The organism is Celeribacter ethanolicus (assembly GCF_002407265.1).
GTDB classification, from domain to species: Bacteria; Pseudomonadota; Alphaproteobacteria; order Rhodobacterales; family Rhodobacteraceae; genus Celeribacter; species Celeribacter ethanolicus.
This window is the reverse complement of the sequence record NZ_CP022196.1, coordinates 3,523,010-3,542,221: the sequence shown is the minus strand read 5'-3', so window position 1 is coordinate 3,542,221 and position 19,212 is coordinate 3,523,010. Positions and strand designations below refer to the sequence as shown.

Annotated in this window: 19 protein-coding genes; 4 read left to right on the top strand and 15 right to left on the bottom strand. The window is 61.6% G+C overall.

Annotated elements, in window-relative coordinates; translation table 11 throughout:
* Positions 1–61: 61 nt before the first annotated feature.
* Positions 62–1,063, bottom strand: a complete 1,002-nt coding sequence (locus CEW89_RS17355) for a YcjF family protein (RefSeq protein WP_096806746.1) — start codon at positions 1,061–1,063, stop codon at positions 62–64.
* Positions 1,060–2,463, bottom strand: a complete 1,404-nt coding sequence (locus CEW89_RS17350) for a YcjX family GTP-binding protein (protein WP_198403449.1) — start codon at positions 2,461–2,463, stop codon at positions 1,060–1,062. The genes CEW89_RS17355 and CEW89_RS17350 overlap by 4 nt, the downstream gene beginning before the upstream one ends.
* 108 nt (positions 2,464–2,571) lie before the next feature.
* Here CEW89_RS17350 and truA point away from each other — a divergent pair, with 108 nt between their 5' ends.
* The 4 genes from truA (at position 2,572) to CEW89_RS17335 (ending at position 6,302) form a co-directional block, all read left to right on the top strand.
* Positions 2,572–3,342, top strand: a complete 771-nt coding sequence (gene truA / locus CEW89_RS17345) for a tRNA pseudouridine(38-40) synthase TruA (protein WP_096806744.1) — start codon at positions 2,572–2,574, stop codon at positions 3,340–3,342.
* 103 nt (positions 3,343–3,445) lie between these two features.
* The gene (locus tag CEW89_RS20930) at positions 3,446–3,595 is read left to right on the top strand and encodes a hypothetical protein (RefSeq protein ID WP_157779905.1); all 150 of its coding nucleotides are present in this window, start codon (positions 3,446–3,448) and stop codon (positions 3,593–3,595) included.
* A 197-nt stretch (positions 3,596–3,792) separates the two neighbouring features.
* Positions 3,793–5,541: a sugar phosphorylase gene (locus CEW89_RS17340; RefSeq protein ID WP_066706003.1), complete on the top strand. Its 1,749-nt coding sequence runs from the start codon at positions 3,793–3,795 to the stop codon at positions 5,539–5,541.
* Positions 5,542–5,642: 101 nt separating this feature from the next.
* Positions 5,643–6,302 (top strand): TetR family transcriptional regulator, encoded by a 660-nt coding sequence (locus CEW89_RS17335; RefSeq protein ID WP_096806743.1) that lies wholly within the window; start codon positions 5,643–5,645, stop codon positions 6,300–6,302.
* Here CEW89_RS17335 and CEW89_RS17330 read toward each other — a convergent pair.
* The 13 genes from CEW89_RS17330 to CEW89_RS17275 form a co-directional block, all read right to left on the bottom strand.
* Positions 6,299–6,613: a DMT family transporter gene (locus CEW89_RS17330; protein ID WP_066706010.1), complete on the bottom strand. Its 315-nt coding sequence runs from the start codon at positions 6,611–6,613 to the stop codon at positions 6,299–6,301. The two genes, CEW89_RS17335 and CEW89_RS17330, sit on opposite strands and share 4 nt — an antisense overlap.
* Positions 6,614–6,634: 21 nt before the next feature.
* The gene (locus CEW89_RS17325; protein ID WP_096806742.1) at positions 6,635–7,678 is read right to left on the bottom strand and encodes a heme-dependent oxidative N-demethylase family protein; all 1,044 of its coding nucleotides are present in this window, start codon (positions 7,676–7,678) and stop codon (positions 6,635–6,637) included.
* A gap of 12 nt (positions 7,679–7,690) precedes the next feature.
* A complete protein-coding gene (locus CEW89_RS17320) occupies positions 7,691–8,638 on the bottom strand; it encodes a PDR/VanB family oxidoreductase (protein ID WP_096806741.1) in 948 nt (315 codons plus the stop codon).
* Entirely contained in the window at positions 8,635–9,228 is a 594-nt protein-coding gene (locus tag CEW89_RS17315; RefSeq protein ID WP_096806740.1) for a dimethylamine monooxygenase subunit DmmA family protein, read from the bottom strand. Before CEW89_RS17315 ends, CEW89_RS17320 begins: the two co-directional genes overlap by 4 nt.
* An 80-nt stretch (positions 9,229–9,308) precedes the next feature.
* Complete coding sequence (locus CEW89_RS17310) at positions 9,309–10,442, bottom strand: aminomethyl transferase family protein (protein ID WP_096806739.1); 1,134 nt, start codon at positions 10,440–10,442, stop codon at positions 9,309–9,311.
* A gap of 107 nt (positions 10,443–10,549) precedes the next feature.
* Positions 10,550–10,726: a hypothetical protein gene (locus CEW89_RS20925; protein ID WP_155846134.1), complete on the bottom strand. Its 177-nt coding sequence runs from the start codon at positions 10,724–10,726 to the stop codon at positions 10,550–10,552.
* 21 nt (positions 10,727–10,747) lie between these two features.
* A complete protein-coding gene (locus CEW89_RS17305) occupies positions 10,748–12,127 on the bottom strand; it encodes an ammonium transporter (protein ID WP_096806738.1) in 1,380 nt (459 codons plus the stop codon).
* 423 nt (positions 12,128–12,550) lie between these two features.
* The gene (locus CEW89_RS17300; protein ID WP_066706022.1) at positions 12,551–13,261 is read right to left on the bottom strand and encodes a FadR/GntR family transcriptional regulator; all 711 of its coding nucleotides are present in this window, start codon (positions 13,259–13,261) and stop codon (positions 12,551–12,553) included.
* 242 nt (positions 13,262–13,503) lie between these two features.
* Complete coding sequence (purU, locus tag CEW89_RS17295) at positions 13,504–14,388, bottom strand: formyltetrahydrofolate deformylase (RefSeq protein ID WP_066706376.1); 885 nt, start codon at positions 14,386–14,388, stop codon at positions 13,504–13,506.
* A gap of 81 nt (positions 14,389–14,469) precedes the next feature.
* The gene (folD, locus tag CEW89_RS17290) at positions 14,470–15,387 is read right to left on the bottom strand and encodes a bifunctional methylenetetrahydrofolate dehydrogenase/methenyltetrahydrofolate cyclohydrolase FolD (protein WP_096806737.1); all 918 of its coding nucleotides are present in this window, start codon (positions 15,385–15,387) and stop codon (positions 14,470–14,472) included.
* 42 nt (positions 15,388–15,429) lie between these two features.
* Positions 15,430–15,987 carry a sarcosine oxidase subunit gamma gene (locus CEW89_RS17285; protein ID WP_096806736.1) on the bottom strand — a complete coding sequence of 186 codons (558 nt, stop codon included), beginning with the start codon at positions 15,985–15,987 and terminating at the stop codon, positions 15,430–15,432.
* Positions 15,980–18,925 carry a sarcosine oxidase subunit alpha family protein gene (locus tag CEW89_RS17280; RefSeq protein ID WP_096806735.1) on the bottom strand — a complete coding sequence of 982 codons (2,946 nt, stop codon included), beginning with the start codon at positions 18,923–18,925 and terminating at the stop codon, positions 15,980–15,982. Before CEW89_RS17280 ends, CEW89_RS17285 begins: the two co-directional genes overlap by 8 nt.
* Positions 18,922–19,203, bottom strand: a complete 282-nt coding sequence (locus CEW89_RS17275) for a sarcosine oxidase subunit delta (protein WP_096806734.1) — start codon at positions 19,201–19,203, stop codon at positions 18,922–18,924. The genes CEW89_RS17280 and CEW89_RS17275 overlap by 4 nt, the downstream gene beginning before the upstream one ends.
* Between the last annotated feature and the right edge of the window lie 9 nt (positions 19,204–19,212).

Genomic DNA, 19,212 nt, shown 5'->3' with positions numbered 1-19,212 from the left:
TCGGCTTTCTGCCAGCGGTGAACGATCCTGGTATGGGTAAAATTGCGGGAATGACTTTCCGTTAGCCCGCGCCTTTATCAAACAACCCTGTCAAAGCCCGCTTCACCGTCCCCGACACCGACGGCTTCTTGGCCTTCATAAATGGCAGCGGGCGGCAGACTTCGATGGCGGCCACACCCACGCGGGCGGTCAGGGCGCCATTGACCACGCCTTCGCCGAAGCGACGCGAGACCTTGGCCATCACGCCACCGCCGGCCATGGTGCCGATCAGGTCATCGCCTACGGCGACCGCCCCGGTCGCGACCAGATGGGTGAGCACGGATTTCGTCACCCGCCAGGACCCGAGCGTACCCGAGCGTCCGCCGTAAATCTCCGCAATCCGGCGGATCATCCGCAGGTTCGCGGTCAGCGCGGTGAACACATCCGCCAAAGCCAGCGGTACAAGGGCGGTGACAGCGGCGACCTGACGCGCGGCGGCTTCGACTTCGCGGCGGGCGCTCGCGTCGAGCGGGACAAGGAGTTCCGTTTCCGCCAGCCCCAAAAGCCCGTCAGCATCGAACACCTCGGCCTCACGTTCGCGAAACCTGTCCTTGCCCCAGTTAAGCTCCGAACGATGGGCGTAGACCGACAAAAGCTTATCGGTGACGCCTTTCGCGGCTTTCAGATCGGCGGCCCCCATCGCGTCCACAGCCGCCTTTTGCAGCGTGTCGATGCGTTTGAGCCGGGCAAAGGCCGACAATTCCCGAAGCGCAATCGCCGCCAGAACAAGGACAAAGGCCCCCGTCAGCCCCAGTGCGACATAGCCCAACACGGGATGCGCGGCGATCAGCCCCATGATCGCATCATAGGTCACGATCGAAACGGTGAAGGCAAAAAGCGCTGCAAACAGCCGCCAGAACCAGCGTGCCAAAGCCGAGGGCTTGCGCGCCGCCAAAACCGCCACGCGCTGCATTGCCGCAGGCCGCGCGAGATCGGGAACGGGATCGGCGGTGGAGGGGGTGATGGTCGGCGCGTCTTCCAGCTCGATCAGGATCGGGCCACGACTCGGTTGATTGTCTGTCATAGCTTGTCTCCGATCAAAAACTCGGCGGCGCGATCCAACCGGATATGCGGCGGCCCTTCGCCGGGACGCAGGGTGAGCCGCGCGGGGCGGAATTTCATGATTTCATACTGCGCATCCAGCCAACGCTCCGCCCCTTTGCGCGCGGGCGACAAGATATGCGCCGGGTCTTCTGGCAATTCGCCGGGATAAAACGCCGCCTGTTTGCCGCCTTCGGTCATGCCGCGCACCACATCGAGGCTCTGGCCCTGATGCTCCATGGTCTCTTCGACCGTCGCACGCAGCGCAGCCAAGGACATGGCCTGCGTCGAAGCGCCTGCGAAATCGGCACGGTCACGGGCATCGCGCACCAAGGCCTCCATGATCGCGGTCAGGCGCGGGTGTTGGTTGTGGTGGATGTGGTCGGCCTTTGTGGCGGCAAAGAGGATTTTTTCGACCTTGTGCTGCCCGAGCAAAGACATGATCCGCCCCACCCGTCCGGGCCTGAAAGCCAAAAGTATGTCGGCCATGGTCCGACGCAGATCTTCGACGGCTTTCGGCCCGGAATGAATCGCGCCCAGCGCATCGACCAGAACCACCTGCCGGTCGATCCGGGAGAAATGATCGCGGAAGAAAGGTTTGACCACCTCGCGTTTATAGGCATCGAACCGGCGTTCGAATTCGCGGTGCAGAGACCCGCGCGGGGCCTCGCCCGCGGGCAGAGGGGCAAAGGTCAGGACGGGTGAGCCGTCCAACTCGCCGGGCAGCAAAAACCGTCCCGGCGTGCAATCGGAATAGCCCGCCGCGCGGGCGGATTGCAGGTAGGCCGTGAAGCTTTGGGCCAGCGATTTGGCGGTAGGTTCGTCCTGTTTGGCGCTCGGGTCAGCGGCGTCCAGCACAGCAAGGAACGCCTCCCCTTCCGCCCGATCACGTGCAGCTTGCAAAGCCTCGGCGGACCACTCGGCAAAGGATTTCTCCATCAGCCCAAGGTCCAAAAGCCATTCGCCGGGATAATCGACAATGTCGAGATGCACAGTCTTTTGACCCGTCAGACCACCCAAAAGCCCAGCGGGCCTCACCTTGAACGACAGGCGCAACTCAGACACCGCGCGAGTGCTCTCCGGCCAATGCGGCTCGGGCGAGGTGAGCGCGGAGAGATGCGCCTCATAGTCAAAGCGCGGCACCGTGTCATCCGGCTGCGGTTGCAGATAGGCGGCGGTGATCGCGGTCGCAGGTCCGAATTGCGGCATCCGCCCCCGGTCCAGAAGATTGGCCACGAGCGAGGTGATGAACACCGTCTTGCCGGAGCGCGACAGCCCGGTGACGCCCAGCCGGATCACCGGTTCGAACAGCGCCTCATGGACGCCGCCCTGCACCGTCTCGACGCCGCGCAAAATCCGGTCTGCAATGTCGTTCAGGATCAAATCCGTGGCCTCTTTCCCAATGTTTACCCGCTCAACATAGGCATTCAAAGCCCCGGTTGTAAGGGAGAAAGACTGGACGCGCGCTGCACGCCGCGCTATGGCCCGCATATGCCCAGATACGCCCTTTTGATCGAATATAACGGCGCGCCTTTTGCCGGTTGGCAACGCCAGAAAGAGCATCCTTCCGTTCAACAGGCGGTGGAGGAGGCTTTGCGCAAACTCGAACCGGACTGTCCCGGGATCGGCGCCGCCGGGCGCACGGACGCGGGGGTGCATGCGACCGCTCAGGTGGCGCATTGCGATATGGCGAAGGACTGGGACCCGTTTCGCCTCAGTGAGGCGTTGAACCATCATCTCAAACCCCATCCCGTGGCGGTCCTCAAGGCGGCGCGTGTGGCGGACGACTGGCACGCACGGTTTTCGGCGATGGAACGGCGCTACATGTTCCGGCTGATTACGCGGCGCGCGCCTCTGGTGCACGACGCGGGACTGGCGTGGCGGGTCAATCACGATCTCGACCGCGACGCGATGCAGGCGGGGGCGGATCGGCTGATCGGCCTGCATGATTTCACCACCTTCCGCTCGACCATGTGTCAGGCGGACAGCCCGGTGAAGACGCTGGACGAGGCCCGTGTCGAGGCCAGCGACATTCCCTACGGGCAGGAATTTCGGTTCTATTTCCGGGCGCGGTCTTTCCTGCACAATCAGGTGCGGAGTTTCGTCGGCACCTTGGAGCGTGTCGGTTCCGGCGCCTGGTCGCCAGAGGATGTGACAGAGGCCCTGGAAGCCAAGGACCGCGCCGCCTGTGGGCCGGTCTGTCCGCCGGAAGGGCTGTATCTGGTGGGCGTGGGCTATCCGAAAGATCCCTTCGCAAAGTGACGCAAAGTCACCCACAATCTCCCGAAAGCCGCCCCGCGCCCGCCGCATTTCCGCCCGATTTCCCTGTCAGCACTCAACATGCGTCTACTTCAGGAGTGTTGCCATGGACCTGTCCACCATCACCTTCGACCAGCTCGCACTGGCCATCATGACCACTATCGCGATCCGCGAGGTCATGATCGTGGCGCTTCCCGACCGTATCGCAGGCCCCGGTGGCTGGCTCATCGACACGAGCCTCGGCGACCGCATCTAACCCCGAGTCGCCCAGCCTCGGAGCCCCCATTTTTGCCGAAACCGTTTCGACTGCCTGCTTTTTGAGCGGTTTTGAAACGTCTCTCTGCATTCCGACGAATTTTGCACAGCAAAGCCGGGATTTCCCCCGTCGTTGCATTGAACCCGTGCAAACGGTTTGATTTACCAAAGTGAAAGAGCAACAGAAGGGGACGCCCGATGGCAAAACCGTCTTCGCAATTCAGCACGCGGCTGCGCGCGCTGATCGGCCAGATTTATCCGGAACAGAACAGCAAGCGGCTCGCCGAAGAGATCGTCGTGGCCTTCTGGCCCGAAGGCACCAAACCGCGGGCGCGGGCGCGGGTGCCGGGCAACAGCCTCTGGAACGAGACCGACACGCTGGTCATCACCTACGGCAATTCGCTGATTGACGGCCAGCACAAACCGCTCGATCTGCTCTATGACTTCCTCAATCGCTATCTCAAGGGCACGGTGCATGGCGTGCATATCCTGCCCTTCTTCCCCTTCACCTCCGACGACGGGTTCGCGGTCACCGATTACCGTCAGGTCAACAGCCAGCTTGGCGACTGGGCCGACATTCAACGCATCGGCGGTGAGTTCCGCCTGATGTCCGATCTGGTGTTGAACCACGTCTCTTCGATGTCGACCTGGTTCACCGAATATCGTCAGGGCCATGAGCCCTATGACAAGTTCTTCGTCGAAGCCTCCCCCGAGGACGATCTGTCGATGGTCACACGCCCCCGCACCTCGCCCCTGCTGCGCGAGGTTTCGACGGTCAACGGCCCGAAACATGTCTGGTGCACCTTCTCGCACGACCAGATCGACGTGGATTTCAAGAACCCCGAGGTCCTGCTCGAATTCCTGCGGATCATGCGGCTGCATGTCGACAACGGCGTGCGCATCGTGCGGCTCGATGCCGTGGCCTTTATCTGGAAGGAACTCGGCACCTCCTGCATCCACCTGCCCCAGACCCATGCCATCGTGCGGCTCATGCGCCTTCTCTGCGATTACGCCGAGGAGCGCGTGGTTCTCTTGACCGAGACGAACGTGCCCAATGCCGAGAACCTGAGCTATTTCGGCAACCGCAACGAAGCGCATATGATCTACAACTTCTCGCTGCCGCCTTTGTTGCTGCATGCACTTTTATCGGGAAGCTCGCTCTATCTGAACCAATGGCTGATGCGGATGCCGCCGGCGCAGCTCGGGTGTGCCTATCTCAACTTCTCCGCCTCCCATGACGGCATCGGTGTGCGCGGGGCCGAGGGGCTTCTGGCGCCTGAGGAGCTTGGTCAGGTGATCCAGCGCGTGCGCGACTCGGGTGGGCTGGTGTCGATGCGCTCGCTGCCCGACGGCTCGGAAAAACCCTATGAGCTCAACATCACCTATTTCGACGCGCTCAAAGGCACGATCGCGAAAGGTGAGGACGGCAAGCAGGTGGCGCGGTTCCTCTGTTCGCAAACCATCGTCATGGCGCTCGAAGGCGTACCTGCCTTCTACATCCATTCGCTGATCGGCACACATAACGATCACGCGGGCGTCGAGAAAACCGGCGTCAAACGTGCGATCAACCGGCATCGCTGGGATTATCCGGAACTGCGCGCCCTGCTCGACGATCCCGAGAGCCAGAACGCCCGGGTGCTGGCCGAGATGAAACGCCGGATCGGCATTCGCATCGCGCAAAAGGCCTTCCACCCGAACGCCACGCAATTCACCATGCATCTCGGCGAAGACCTGTTCGGCATCTGGCGTCAGTCGCCGAACCGCGATCAGTCGATCTTTGCGCTGCACAATGTCACCGACCGCATGGTCGAAGTGCCGCATATTTCGATCAACCTGATCGACGGAGAGGCCTGGTATGATCTTTTGAGCGGTGAAAAGATCGACCTGACGAAGCCGAACATCACCTTCGCGCCCTATCAGTGCCGCTGGATTTCCAACCGACTCTGAACCGGCTTGCGTAACGGAACCGCCTGCAAAGCGATTGACCTCCCTCCCGGCGGGCGCTAGGGGCAGGGTCATTCCACCGCCACAGGACCGAGCCGTTTGACATGTCCCTTTCCCTTGACGCAACGCTGGCGCAGCTAAGCAGCAGCGACAGCCCCAATGAGCTGTACGGCGTCACCGCCCCCTCCGCGAAAAGCCGGGCGACCGTCGAAAAGGTTCTGGAAGAGGCGGAGGCGGTTCTGGCCGAGGAGGGCGTCGCGGGGCTCACCTTCCGGGCGCTTGCACGGCGCTGCGACATGCGGCTGAGCAACCTGCAATACTATTTCGCCACACAGGAAGACCTGCTGACCGCCGTCACCCGCTATGTTCTGGTCCGGCGCCTGTCGGAGCTACAGGCCCGCGGGCCGCTGGGCCTCATCGAGACGCCGCAGCGATTCACCGCCTATCTCGAATTCCGCATGGAACGCGCCGCCGATCCGAAAGCGCAGGCGATCACCACGGGCCTCAGGGATCTGGCCCTGCGTCAGGATGGCCCCGCCCGGCATGTGGCACAGATCTGCCGGTTTCACACCGGCGTGCTGGAAGACATGATCGCCCTCCTCGCCCCCGACATTTCAGAGCAGGACATTCGCCGCAAAGCGGCGATGATCGCGGCACTGGTCGAGGCGGTCGGGCCAACCTGCGGCCGGATGTTCGACCTGCCGGAGGAGCTGCGCCCGGCAATCCTGTCGCAGGCCCGCAGCATCGTCGGCCTTCCGGCTTAAGCCGACAGTTTCATCAGCCCCATCCCGGCCACGATCAGCGTGGCGGCGGCGATGCGCGTGAGATTGAGCGCCTCGCCATGCAGCACGACCCCGGCGATGAACGCTCCGATCGCGCCGATGCCGACCCAGACCATGTAGGATGTGCCCAGCGGCAGGCTTTTCATCGCGATGGACAGCAGACCGAAGGAGGCAAGCATGGCGACAATCGTCACCACGCTCGGCCAGAACACCGTGAACCCGTTCGAGGATTTCATCGCGGTCGCCCAGACGACTTCCAGAAGCCCTGCGATGGTCAAGAGAATCCACGCCATGTTGCGTCCTCTTCTGCGTCCTTATGCGTCCGGGAAAATCCCCGGCGACGTCGGCGCACCATCATCGAATTGCGCCAGGTAGTCCACGATGATTTTCTGGTTCACCGCAAAGCCTTTGTACTCCGCCAGAGCCGGGTCGATGTCGCGCAGCACACGGTGCAGGCGACGGCCCCATTTCGGTTTCGACGCAATATCTTCGAGGTTCATCAAATAGCACCGGATCGGAAACGCCAGCGCATTGGAGCGCGGCAGGCGGAAAAACGTCTGTAGCTCAACGCGCAGAAATTGTTTCTGGCCGACGTTTTCCGGCGTAATCGTCCGCTTTTCCGGGCCCCATTTGTGGTAGTTCTCGGGCGAGGTATCGAGACGCGGATTGACCGTCATCGTCCAGTTCAAGCGGCGGTAATGTTGCCCTTGGCCCACCGCCAACAGGAATTTCAACGCCTTGTCGAACACGCCCATCTTGCGGGCTTTCGGCACCGGGGCGTGCCATTCGAAAAAGTTCATGCCCACGTCAAAATCCAGCGACCAATCGGCCTGAGACGTCACCATACCCGCGTCCATCCAGAGGTTGTTGTCGCGCTCATGCAAGAGGGCAAAATCGCCTTGGGTCTGCCGCGTGATATATTCCATCGGACCACACGGCAGCGTGGTCGCGTCGAGGAACGTGAATTTCTTCTCAATCCCCAACGGCTTGTTGATCCAATGCCAGTCGTTGCCATCACGATGCAGCGTAAAGAGATCGGGATAATCCTTCGCCTTCGACACCATGATAAGTTCGAGCAAATCCCAACCCGCCAGCTCCATATGCGGCAGCGACTGACAGCGCAGCGGGTCTTCGGCCAGTGTGATCTCGCGGTCCTTCATCTCCGCCACATAGTGCTCGTCCACATCGAACATCTTCTCGAACGGTGTGCCTTTCGGGCCGCCCGGATGCTGTTCGATGTTGACCGAATACATGTAGCTGTCCTGATCGAACGGGAAGGGAAACCGGCGGATCGCCTCGGGGGAATTGTGATAGGTGTAATCGCCCCGGAAGGTCTCGTCATTGAATTGCATGGTCATCGGTCTGTCTCCTCACAGGTCCAGTTCAAGCCGCGTGCCTTTGAAACGCGACATGCAGGGCATGATGTCTTGTTGTGCGGCGCGCTCGTCGTCCGAGAGCCAGTGATCGTTGTGCAAAATGCGCCCGTCGCAGGCCGTCACCTTGGTGTGACACCGCCCGCAAGCCCCGCCACGGCAGGAATAATCAATCTCCACCTTGGCGGCTTCCAGAGCCTCCAAAAGGCTCTGATCGGCTTTCACATGCACGGTCTTGCCGGAGGATTTCACCACCACGTCAAAGGGTTCGCCCGGCGGGGGCGCAGTGAAGGCTTCGGAATGCACCGCAGCTTTGGGCCAGCCCAAGCGCGCGGTCTGATCGGCCACCGCCGTGATCAACCCGTCGGGACCGCAGGTGTAAACATGGGTGCCCAAAGGCTGGCCATCGAGAATGGCGCCAAGATCCATGCGCGCCCCCTCTTCCGAGATATGCACATGGATATGCGCGGCCTGCGGCAAAAGCTTGATCCCGGCGGCCTCTTCGCGTGAGCGGGCCGCGTAATGCAGCTCGTAGGGCTTCTGCTCCATGTCGAGCTGGCGCAGTTGCGACAGGAAAGGCGTGATGCCGATGCCGCCGCCGATCAGCACATGCTTGCGCGCACGCAGGTCGAGTTGGAACAGGTTCGAGGGCAATGAGACAGTGATGTCATCGCCTTCCGACACTTTCGTGTGCATGTAGAGCGAGCCACCCCGCCCCTTGTCCTCGCGCCGCACGGCGATCTCATAGCCGCTGCCGTCATAAGGATCGGAGATCAGCGAATAGGAATTGCGGCGGATAGTGTCGCCTTCTGGCATTTCGACGGTCAAATGCGCCCCGCCGGAGAAGACCGGCAGAGAGGCACCCGTCGGATCCTCGAAGCGGAAGCGTTTCACCAAGGGCGAGAGTTGTTCAACCGCCGTGACTTTCAAACACAGTTTTTTCATGCCTGAATCTCCACGACCTCGGGCACGACACCCGGGGTTTCCGCATCGACACAGACGCCTTGGAACACGCCCAAACGGCGCGAGAAATGATCGCGCACGAAGAGCGTCAGCCCGCAATGGGCGCAGGTAAAGGGATCCGTGGTGACATCTTCGGTGATGCCCTTGCAATGCACGCATTGCATCCGCCGCGCGATGGAACCGCGATGCTCCATCTGGATCTCATCGACCGGCATCCCGGCGGCAAACGCCAGGGCGGAGACATGGCCGATCAGACCTTCGGAGCCCGCGAGATAGATCTGCGTGCCCATGCGTGCCGTGTTCAAAAGCTGGGTCACCAGCGGCGTGGCGGCGTCGAAATCGGGGGCAACGTGGATGGCGACGGGTTTGACATCACCGAGAGCGGCCGCGCCACAGCCGACCAGCACCACATGGGCGTGATCCATGACGGAGGCGTCAGAGGCGGCCAGGTCGATGAGCGCCTGAGCCCCCGCCTCATCCGCGACCATGATCGCGGGGGCGGCACCTTGCGAGACAAGCCCGGCATAGGTCGGCCGGCTGTCGATGGACGGGGAAAATTCAGTCTTGGGCATTACGGGTCCTGTTGGTCTCAGGAGGCGGGCACGGGATTGCGCCCGCCTCGTAAGTCTTTGTGCTGATTTATGTTTGGGGCTTAGCCCTTGGCGGTGCGACGTTTCTTGTCGACGTCGTAGAAGGGCATCGGATGGGCGATGGCTTTGATCTCGCCATCCGGGTTCTTGACCGTGAGTTCGGTGCCTTCGACGGCGCAATCGACCGGCATACGTGCGATGCCGACGTTGTGCTCATTGAGGGGCGAGTACATGCCGATGGTCACGACGCCCACCTCTTTGCCGTCTTTCAGCAAAGGCGCGCCTTCGGCGGCGGGCGTGGTGCCCTCGAGTTTCACACCGTAGATTTTGAAGCGTTCTTTGCCCTTCAGACGGTAGTGTTCCTCGGCACCGCGGAAGCCGGTTTTGCCCGGCGAGACGGTGAACTCGAGGCCCAGTTCCCAAAGCGTGTCGCCATTGGAGTCGTTCTCGAACGGGTACATTTCCGAGTTGTCATAGGGGAAGAACAGAAGATAGCTCTCCGCACGCAGCCAATCGAGCGTGGTGAAGCGCGTCGGGATGATGCCCATCTCCTTGCCTTCGGCCACGATGGTGTCCCAGATCTCGACGGCATCCTGACGGCGGCAGAAAATCTCATAGCCGCGCTCGCCGGTATAGCCCGTGCGGGAAATCATCACCGGTTTGCCGAAGAGCGTCGTCTGGATGTGGCTGAAATAGACCACATCGCGGATGCCCGGCACGTGTTTTTCGAGGTAATCGACGGCCATCGGCCCTTGCAGCGAAATGTCGTGCAAATCGTCGTCGAACAACACGGCGACATTGCGGCCAGCGGCATACATGGTCAGCTGTTCATGGCCCGCGCCGGAGCCATGCACGACCATGAAGTTCTGCGGCCCGAGACGGTAGATCACACAGTCATCGACGAATTTGCCGGCATCATTGAGCATGGTGGCATAGGTCGATCGACCGGGTTTCAGTTTTTCGATATTGCGGGTCGTGGCCTTGTCGATCACGTATTGGGCGTGCGGCCCCACAACGTAAACCTTCTTGAGGCCCGAGACATCCATGACGCCCGCCTTGGTGCGGATCGCCAGATACTCCTCCGTCTGATCCTTGTCATAGCTCCAGGCGGTGCCCATGCCGCTCCAGTCTTCGAGATCGGAGCCAAGGGCGCGGTGCCGGTCCGCCAGTGCGGAAAATCTCCATGATGCGATCATTGTTTTTATCCTTAGGGTCGTATTTTGAATTCTGTTTGATGGGAACCGGCGACGGGTTGCGCCGCCGGTTCAGGGGAAGGGTGTGAAGCCCTGTCTTGAGACCGGGATCAGTCTTTCTTCTCGGTCGCCTTGTAGGCATGTTCCTCGTGGCGCCAGCCGAACACGATCGCGATCACGACCATGGCGAGGCAGGCAAAGAGCCAGAGACCTTCGACGGAGCCGTAACCCGCGTAAATCGCGCCGGTGATGCCGTCCCAGGAGGTTGCGTCAAAAGGTGCTTCCATTTCGATAGTCCTTTCTTGAGATCACTCAGCCGGGCTGACCGACGGGTGAAGCGCTTCGGGGTAGGCTTCGGCAGGCACTTTGACCTTGTCGAGCCCCATGATCTCGGCTTCTTCCGGCACGCGGAGCTGACCGGTCGCCTTCAGGATGAAGGAGATGGCATAGCCTGGCACGAACCCGAGAGCGCCCATCACACCGGCACCGACAAGCTGCCCGAGGAAGGAGGTCTCGATGACATCTTCGCCGAACATTGCCGGGTAGCCCTGGGCCGCGATACCGACCGCCAGAAGTCCCCACATGCCGAGGAACCCGTGCACAGCGAAGGCCCCCACGGCGTCGTCGATGCCGCGACGTTCGATGAAGGAGGCGACAAAGGGCATGGCGCAGGCACCGATGAACCCGATCGCAAACGCCATCGGCGGATACCAGAGGTCCAGACCGGCAGCACAGGAGATGATCCCGCCGAGCGCCCCGGACATCATCCAGAACGGATCGCGGGTGATCATCCAGGCCCCGATGATGCCACCGGCAAAGCCCATCAGCGTGTTGAAGGTCATGCCGGAGATGGTCATCGGCGTGCCGTAGATCGTCGCTTCGATGTCCGTGCCCCAGGACCAGGCTTCGCCCGGAACGATGACACAGCCCATCAAAAAGCCCCAGAACCCGGCGATGATCAGCATGAGGCCGATCAGCGTCATCGGCATGGAGTGACCCGGGATGTGGTTGGCGGAACCGTCGGCATTGAACTTGCCGATCCGCGGCCCGAGGTTGATCAGCACACCGAGCGAGAAGAAGCCCGCGATCATGTGCACGACACCTGCGGCGCCAAAGTCATGATAGCCGAACTTGGTGACCAGCCAGCCATCCGCGTGCCAACCCCAGGCGGCCGCGAGAATCCAGACGAAGGCGCCCAGAACGATGGCCAGAACGACAAAGCCGGTCAGCTTGATGCGCTCGATCACGCCGCCCGAAAGGATGGATGCGGTCGTTGCGGCAAACAGCACGAATGCCCCCCAGAACACACCGGAGGCACGGTCGTCGAGATTGGGACCCATGTATTGGCTCCACGGCAGGGCGACGTCATTGGCATAGGCCAGACCGGACGTGCCCATCGCACCTTCGGACAGCGTCAGACCCGTCGGGAAGGCCCAGTAGATCCACCAGCCGACGAAATAAAAGAACGGAACGATCATCGCGAAGGCGAGGATGTTCTTGATGCCGGAGGCCAGCGCGTTCTTCGACCGCGATGCGCCCATTTCATATGCGAGGAACCCGGCGTGGATGAGCACCATCAGCGGGATCGTCAGAAAGTAGAAAGTCTCGGAAAACGTGCCATTTGTCGCGGCATGGTTTCCCTGTAGCTCCGCAACCGCGGCAGCCAAGGATGCAAGATCCTGTTCCAAGTCGTTCTCCCTGTCCTGTTGAACTTGATTGGAATATCAAGCCAGCTTGGCCCGGTTTTGGTTTGGACCAATTGTGCGAACTGGCTCACTCAGTGAGTTCATGAAAGCGGAAGGGATCACCATGGGTCAAAGTTTTTTCCTCTGAGGAATTAATTTTGACACGGGCTGCGCCACTTTTTAGGTCAAACGACCACCCTTATTTGACGGAGTGCTGAATTTCTGGGCGCAGATGGAATGTCGCCAGACCCGGCTGACAAAGCGAGAGGGAATACGGCCGCAGAGAAAGCCCAGGGCCACCGCCCCGACAGGACGGAAACGGCTCGAAGATTCGCCCGCTTTCTCGGATCAAACGGTCAAGAAATAGCAAGGAAACCCGAATTGCCTTCCTCGCGGATTGGTAGGGCCAATCCCAAAGGAAAAACGTCAGCCTTCCTGGAGCAACAGCCGCTGATCCTCGATCAGGGCAAGTTTCATGAATTCGCTGGCCTCTTCGATGTCCCGCGCCGCAATGGCGTTGAACAACCCGTTGTAGCCCTGCTGATAGATCGCAATCCGGGTCGGCGTCAGGTGACGCCGGTACATCGCGGTGCGGAACGACTGCCGCCGGGCATCGAGCACGAGATTGTAGCAGGCGATCACAAGCGGGTTGCCCGTACCCTCCGCGAGCAGCCGGTGGAACTCTTCCTCAAGCCGCACGAAGGCCGCTGCATCGGTCTGTACCGCTTCCATTTTCGACAAGACGACGGAGAGCGCCTCGATCTGTCGCGGCGACATATTGACGATCGCGAGCCGCACCATTTCCGGCTCGATGATCCCCCGCATCACCTGCAATTGCAGCGGTCCGGTCTCAGCGGCAACTGGCGACAGCGCCTCCCCCTGTCCGTCCGGATCATAGGTCACGAAAGAGCCAGACCCTGCCCGCCGGCGGATCATGCCGCGCGCTTCGAGCTGATCCAGAGCCTCGCGCACCGTGTTGCGCGCCACCCCCAGTTCCTGCGCCAGTTGCCGCTCCGACGGCAGGCGTTCTTCGGTCGCGTATTCCTGCGTCACGATCCGCGTCGACAGCGTCTCGATCACATATTTCACCGTCGCCCCGGGAAGCGAGGTCGTGGGAGGCAGGGCAGAATTGGGCACGCGGTCAGTCCTTTGCGGTTTCCGACTATTAGACCAATTTTTTACAACTGGTCCAGAGAGAGCGTGCTGGTTCAATCGCCCAGAATGCGAAAGAGGCGCGGAAAACCGCGCCTCTTTGGGGAAGTTCTAGGGGGTTTGGTCTTTGACGAGAGTTTGCCCGGCGCCCGCAGGGGTGCGGGCGCGTTCGGCGCTTCTATCGCTCCACCGGAGCGATGGATCGGCCCCTTAGGGCCGACCGCGCCTCACCCCATCCGCTCACTGGAATAGGACCCCGGCGAGGCCTGGAACACTACCGTTTTGTTGCCGTTCAGGAAGACCCGGTGGTTGGCATGCGCATGGATCGCACGGGCCAGAACCTGGCTTTCCACGTCACGGCCCAGAGACACGAAATCGTCCGGACTCTGCGCGTGGGTGATCCGCACGACGTCCTGCTCGATGATCGGCCCCTCGTCGAGATCGGCGGTCACATAGTGCGAGGTCGCCCCGATCAGCTTCACGCCGCGCGCATAAGCCTGTTTGTACGGGTTCGCGCCCTTGAACGACGGCAGGAAAGAGTGGTGGATGTTGATGATCCGACCCGACATCACCTTGCACATCTGATCAGACAGGATCTGCATGTAGCGGGCCAGAACGATCAGCTCGGCGCCGGAATCCTCGACCACTTTCATGATCGCACCCTCGGCCTCCGGTTTGTTCTCCTTGGTCACACGAATATAGTGGAACGGAATATCGTTGTTCACGACAACCTTTTGATAATCCATGTGGTTCGAGATCACCGCAACGATTTCCACCGGCAGCGCACCGATGCGCACACGGTAGAGCAAATCGTTCAGACAATGGCCGAAACGGCTCACCATGATCACGACTTTCATCTTCACGCTCTCGTCATGGAAGGCATAGGTCATGGCGAAGTCTTCAGCGATCTTGGCGAAGTCCTTTTCAAGCGACGCCTGCGCCACGCCCTCTTCCGAATTGAAACTCACGCGCATGAAGAACTGGCCGGTTTCGGTGTCGTCGAATTGCGAACTGTCGGTGATGTTGCAGCCGTGCTCCGCGAGGAAGGTGGCGATGGCGGCGACGATCCCGCGCGTCGTGGCGCAGGTCACGGTGAGGCAGTATTTCGTCATCTTTTTCTCCAGATGCAAGGCGCTCCCCTGATGCGCGCCCTCGATGTTGGTGTGTTGTTTTTGTTATGTTTTATTATTGATTTAGGCGGTAAGCCCGTCGGGCTCGGGAAGATCATGGGCGCGGCAGGCCGCCGTCACGGTATTGGCCAGGAGGCAGGCGATGGTCATCGGCCCCACCCCACCCGGAACCGGCGTGATGGCGCCCGCCACAGCCGCAGCGCTGTCGAATTCCACGTCGCCCACGAGCTTGGTCTTGACCGTACCGTCTTCGCGCAGACCCTTTTCCGGGGCTTCCACGCGGTTGATGCCCACGTCGATCACGGTGGCGCCGGGTTTCACCCAGCTCCCCTTGATCATCTCTGGACGACCCACGGCAGCCACGAGAATATCGGCGCGGCGGCAGACCTCTTCGATGTCCTTGGTGCGCGAATGCGCGATGGTCACGGTGCAACTGTCGCGCAGCAGCAGTTGTGCCATCGGTTTGCCGACAATATTCGAGCGCCCGACGACCACGGCATTGAGCCCCGACAGACTGCCAAGCTGATCGCGCAGCATCATCAGACAGCCGAGCGGCGTGCACGGCACCATGGATTTCTGCCCGGTGCCCAGAAGACCGACGTTCGAGATATGGAACCCGTCCACATCCTTCGCCGGATCAATCGAGTTGATCACAAGATCGCTGTCGAGATGATCCGGCAGCGGCAGTTGCACGAGAATGCCATGCACCGCCGGATCCGCGTTCAGTTGCTCGATGAGGGCCAGAAGATCGGCCTCCGACGTGTCCGCCGAAAGCTTGTGCTCATAGGAATTCATCCCGCATTCCACGGTCTGCTTGCCCTTGTTGCGCACGTAAACCTGGCTTGCCGGGTCTTCGCCGACCAGCACCACGGCCAGACCGGGCGTGATGTTGTGAACCTCTTTGAGGCGCGCCACATGGGCGGCCACTTTCTCGCGGACGGTCTCGGCAAAGGCCTTCCCGTCGATGATCTGTGCAGTCATTGGTTATCCTCCAATCGGTTCCGAGAACCTCAGTCCGAAAACTCAGTCCTCAAGGCGGCGGGCGGCCACGGCCAGTGCGTGCCAGAGCGACCCCGCCAGGGTACGCATCCCGATCACCGCGAGCCGGTCCTCGGCCCGACGGATCAGGAAAACCGTCATATGTTCAAGCCCCGTGCGCGTCGCCTGCCCCGGCCCGAAGGCTTTCGGCTCGATGTTGACGAGCTTGTTCATCAGCGCCTCGATCGACCCCGCGCCCTGCGTCGAGGCGATCTCGAACGCGGTGAACCCGTCCGTTTGCTCGGTGACGGAACACTCCGGCACCTCGGATTTCAACATCGCGGCGAAATCCACCTCGGCCTTACCCGCAGCTTCGATCATCCATTGTCCGCGTCCGGTCCAAAAGGCGGCATAATCGCCCATGGACACGGCTTTGCCGACTCCCGGAAGCATCAGGCCAAAGGGCTGAGGCACCTCCTGCCCGGCCCGCAGGCTCAGGGAGGCCAGACCGAGATCGGCGTTTTCCGTGATGGTCAGCGCGCCGAATACCTCGGTCCGCGCCACCGTGCCGCCCAGGGCGGTGATGGGGGTCAGATCAGTCACGGAGACGTCCTCCTTCAGGGTCCACGAAATGGGCAGAGACCACTTCGACCTTCAATTCCTTGCCTTCCACCGGGTTGGCCGCGATCAGCACCTCGCCCATCCGTTCTGCGCCGTTCTCAAGGAACCCGAGCGCGATATAGCTTTCGAGATGCGGCGAGTAACAGGACGAGGTGATCCAACCCTGATCGCTGGTCATCGTCTGCGCCTCACCTTGGGTGAAAAGATGCGACCCGGCCATGACCTGCGTTTGCGCCTCGAGCGGTTTGAAACCGACAAGTCGACGTTTTTCCGCAGCCATGCCTTCGCGCCGCGACATCACGGCGCCGATGCTGTCTTTCTTCGCCGACACCATCTTGCCCAGCCCCAGCATCTGCGCCGTGGTCTGGCCGTTGAGTTCCGCGCCTGCGGCGTGACCTTTCTCGATCCTGAGAACCGCCAAAGCTTCGGTGCCGTAGGGCGTCGCGCCAAGGTCCGCGCCCTGCTCCATCAGCCGCTGCATCAGAGCATGGCCGTAGCGGGCAGGCACCGCGATCTCATAGGCCAACTCGCCAGAGAAGGAGATGCGAAACAGACGCGCCCGCAAACCGTTGCAGATCGTCAGCTCAGAGCAGGCCATGAAGGGAAACGCCTCGTTCGAAAGGTCGAACCCATCGACGATCCGGGTCAGAAGCTCGCGCGATTTCGGCCCCGCCACGGCGATCTGCGCCCAGGCGTCGGTGGTCGAAATCAGTTGCACGTCCAGCTCCGGCCAGAGGCATTGATGCGCGAATTCCATCTGGCGATAGACGAGGCCAGCGTTGGCGGTCGTCGTCGTGACCACATAGTGATCTTCGCTCATGCGCGCACAGGTGCCGTCGTCATAGGCGTGCCCATCTTCGCGCAGCATCAGGCCATAACGCACCATGCCGACCTTCAGCGTGCCCATCATGTTGGAATACATGCGGTTGAGGAACTCACCTGCATCCGCGCCCTGCACATCGACCTTGCCGAGCGTGGTCACATCACAAAGGCCAACGCCCGAGCGCACGGCCAGAACCTCGCGATCCACAGTTTCGCGCCAAGTCGTCTCCCCCGCACGCGGGAAATATTGCGCCCGCATCCACGGTCCGACTTCAACGAACTCGGCGCCCTGCGCCTCGGCCCAAGCGTGCGTCGGCGTCAGGCGGCGCGGCCGGAACAAAGGCCCCGTATCGCCGCCGCCCAGCACGCCCAAAGACACACCGGTGTAGGGCGGGCGGAAAATCGTGGTGCCGGTTTCGGGGATCGACTTGCCGGTCAACTCGGCCATCACCGCCAGCGCGGAGATGTTCGAGGTCTTGCCCTGATCGGTCGCCATGCCCAGCGTGGTCCAGCGTTTCAGATGCTCGACCGGCGTCATGTTTTCCTTATGCGCCAAGGCGATGTCTTTGACGGTCACGTCGTTCTGGAAATCGACCCACGCTCTTTTGGTGCCCGGCACATGCCAGAAGGCAACCTGTTCAGACGGCATATTCTCCGCCTTCGGCAGCACAATCTCGGACGCCGAGACACCAATCTCGGAGAGCGCCGTGATCGCGGCTTTCATACCGTCGGTCAAAGCCTCTTCGGTGCCGCCTCTGCCAGCCGCCGCCCCTGCCGGGATCAACCCAGCCGGACCATTCGGCCCCGGCACAAAGGCCAGAAGGTTGTCGTCCCAGACCGGACGCCCGCGGTGGTGCGAGGCCAGATGCACGTTCGGGTTCCAACCGCCCGCGACGCCAAGCGCGCCGACGTTATGCCATTGCGACTGGCCGTTGCGGGTGATCTCGATCGCGCTGAGGCCAAGACGCCCCTTGGTCCCGGTTACGGTCGATCCCGCAAAGACGTCATAGTCGCCAAAGCGCGGCGCGGCTTCGCGGGCATCAATCACGCCCATCACCTTCGCGCCCTTGGCAATCAAATCCATCGCGGTGCGGTGACCGTCGTCGCCATTGGTGAAAATCGCAATCGCGTCGCTGTCCCGCTTCACCGGGCTTGCGGCCCAGCGGTTGGCATAGGCGCGCATCGCCCCCGCCAGCATCACACCCGGACGGTCGTTGTCGGCAAAAGGGATATGCCGCTCCGTCGCGCCCGCCGCCAGAACCGTGCGCTTCGCGGTGATCCGCCAAAGCGTCTGGCGCACCTTGTCGCCCGGAACGGCCAAGTGATCCGACACCCGCTCAACTGCACCGAAGATGCCGTGATCGTAGACGCCGAACACCGTGGTGCGGGTCATGATGCGGACATTCGGCAGGCTTTCAAGTTCGGCCTTCGCGCTTGCGACCCACTCCATCGCATTTGCGCCATCCAGCACATCGCTCTCCGCCATGAGACGCCCACCAAGGGCGAAATCTTCATCGGCAAGGATCACATCCGCGCCCGCACGACCCGCCGTCAAAGCCGCCGCAAGCCCGGCCGCACCGGCTCCTACGATCAGAAGATCGCAATGCAGGAAGCCTTTATCGTAGTCGTCCGGGTCCGGCAGCATCGAAAGCGATCCAAGCCCTGCCGCCTTGCGGATCATCGGCTCGTAGAGCTTTTCCCAGAACGCTTTCGGCCACATGAAGGTCTTGTAATAGAACCCCGCCGCGAAGAAGGGCGACAGCAAATCGTTCACCGCCAGAAAATCGCGATGAAGCGGCCCCATGTGGTTTTGCGAGCGTGCCGACAGCCCGTCGAACAGTTCCGCCACTGTGGCGCGCGTGTTCGGCTCCTGCCGCGCGCCGGTGCGCAGTTCGACCATGGCATTAGGTTCCTCGGAACCTGCCGCCACAACGCCGCGCGGTCGGTGATATTTGAAACTCCGGCCCATCAGCTGAACACCATTGCCCAGAAGGGCTGAGGCCAATGTGTCGCCTTGAAAGCCTTTGTAAGCCTTGCCGTTGAAGGTAAAATTCAGCGGCGCAGTACGGTCGATCAGACCACCTTTAAGACGGGTCATTCTGCCGCTCCCAGTTTCACGTTCGAGGCCAGTTCCGCCCCGAGAATTTCATGCGTGGTGGTGTCGCGCGTCACGACAAGCCAGCTCCGGTCGCCCTGTTCGTGGAACCACAGTTCGCGGTGCACGCCCGCCGGGTTGTCGCGCTGGAACACATAGTCGCAGAATTGCGCTTCGGCATTTTCCGCCGTCGCATCGGGCCGGTGCATCAGATTGGCGTCGCCCAGATAGGTGAATTCCTGACTGTCGCGCAGGCCGAGAAGGGGATGAGGGATCAGCATCTTTTCACC

Excerpts from the sequence above, each read along its gene's own strand:
- CEW89_RS17355 (WP_096806746.1), bottom strand. The coding sequence starts at position 1,063 with ATGACAGACAATCAACCGAGTCGTGGCCCGATCCTGATCGAGCTGGAA.
- truA (WP_096806744.1), top strand. The coding sequence starts at position 2,572 with ATGCCCAGATACGCCCTTTTGATCGAATATAACGGCGCGCCTTTTGCC.
- CEW89_RS20930 (WP_157779905.1), top strand. The coding sequence starts at position 3,446 with ATGGACCTGTCCACCATCACCTTCGACCAGCTCGCACTGGCCATCATG.
- CEW89_RS17340 (WP_066706003.1), top strand. The coding sequence starts at position 3,793 with ATGGCAAAACCGTCTTCGCAATTCAGCACGCGGCTGCGCGCGCTGATC.
- CEW89_RS17335 (WP_096806743.1), top strand. The coding sequence starts at position 5,643 with ATGTCCCTTTCCCTTGACGCAACGCTGGCGCAGCTAAGCAGCAGCGAC.
- CEW89_RS17330 (WP_066706010.1), bottom strand. The coding sequence starts at position 6,613 with ATGGCGTGGATTCTCTTGACCATCGCAGGGCTTCTGGAAGTCGTCTGG.
- CEW89_RS17325 (WP_096806742.1), bottom strand. The coding sequence starts at position 7,678 with ATGACCATGCAATTCAATGACGAGACCTTCCGGGGCGATTACACCTAT.
- CEW89_RS17320 (WP_096806741.1), bottom strand. The coding sequence starts at position 8,638 with ATGAAAAAACTGTGTTTGAAAGTCACGGCGGTTGAACAACTCTCGCCC.
- CEW89_RS17315 (WP_096806740.1), bottom strand. The coding sequence starts at position 9,228 with ATGCCCAAGACTGAATTTTCCCCGTCCATCGACAGCCGGCCGACCTAT.
- CEW89_RS17310 (WP_096806739.1), bottom strand. The coding sequence starts at position 10,442 with ATGATCGCATCATGGAGATTTTCCGCACTGGCGGACCGGCACCGCGCC.
- CEW89_RS20925 (WP_155846134.1), bottom strand. The coding sequence starts at position 10,726 with ATGGAAGCACCTTTTGACGCAACCTCCTGGGACGGCATCACCGGCGCG.
- purU (WP_066706376.1), bottom strand. The coding sequence starts at position 14,388 with ATGACGAAATACTGCCTCACCGTGACCTGCGCCACGACGCGCGGGATC.
- folD (WP_096806737.1), bottom strand. The coding sequence starts at position 15,387 with ATGACTGCACAGATCATCGACGGGAAGGCCTTTGCCGAGACCGTCCGC.
- CEW89_RS17280 (WP_096806735.1), bottom strand. The coding sequence starts at position 18,925 with ATGACCCGTCTTAAAGGTGGTCTGATCGACCGTACTGCGCCGCTGAAT.
- CEW89_RS17275 (WP_096806734.1), bottom strand. The coding sequence starts at position 19,203 with ATGCTGATCCCTCATCCCCTTCTCGGCCTGCGCGACAGTCAGGAATTC.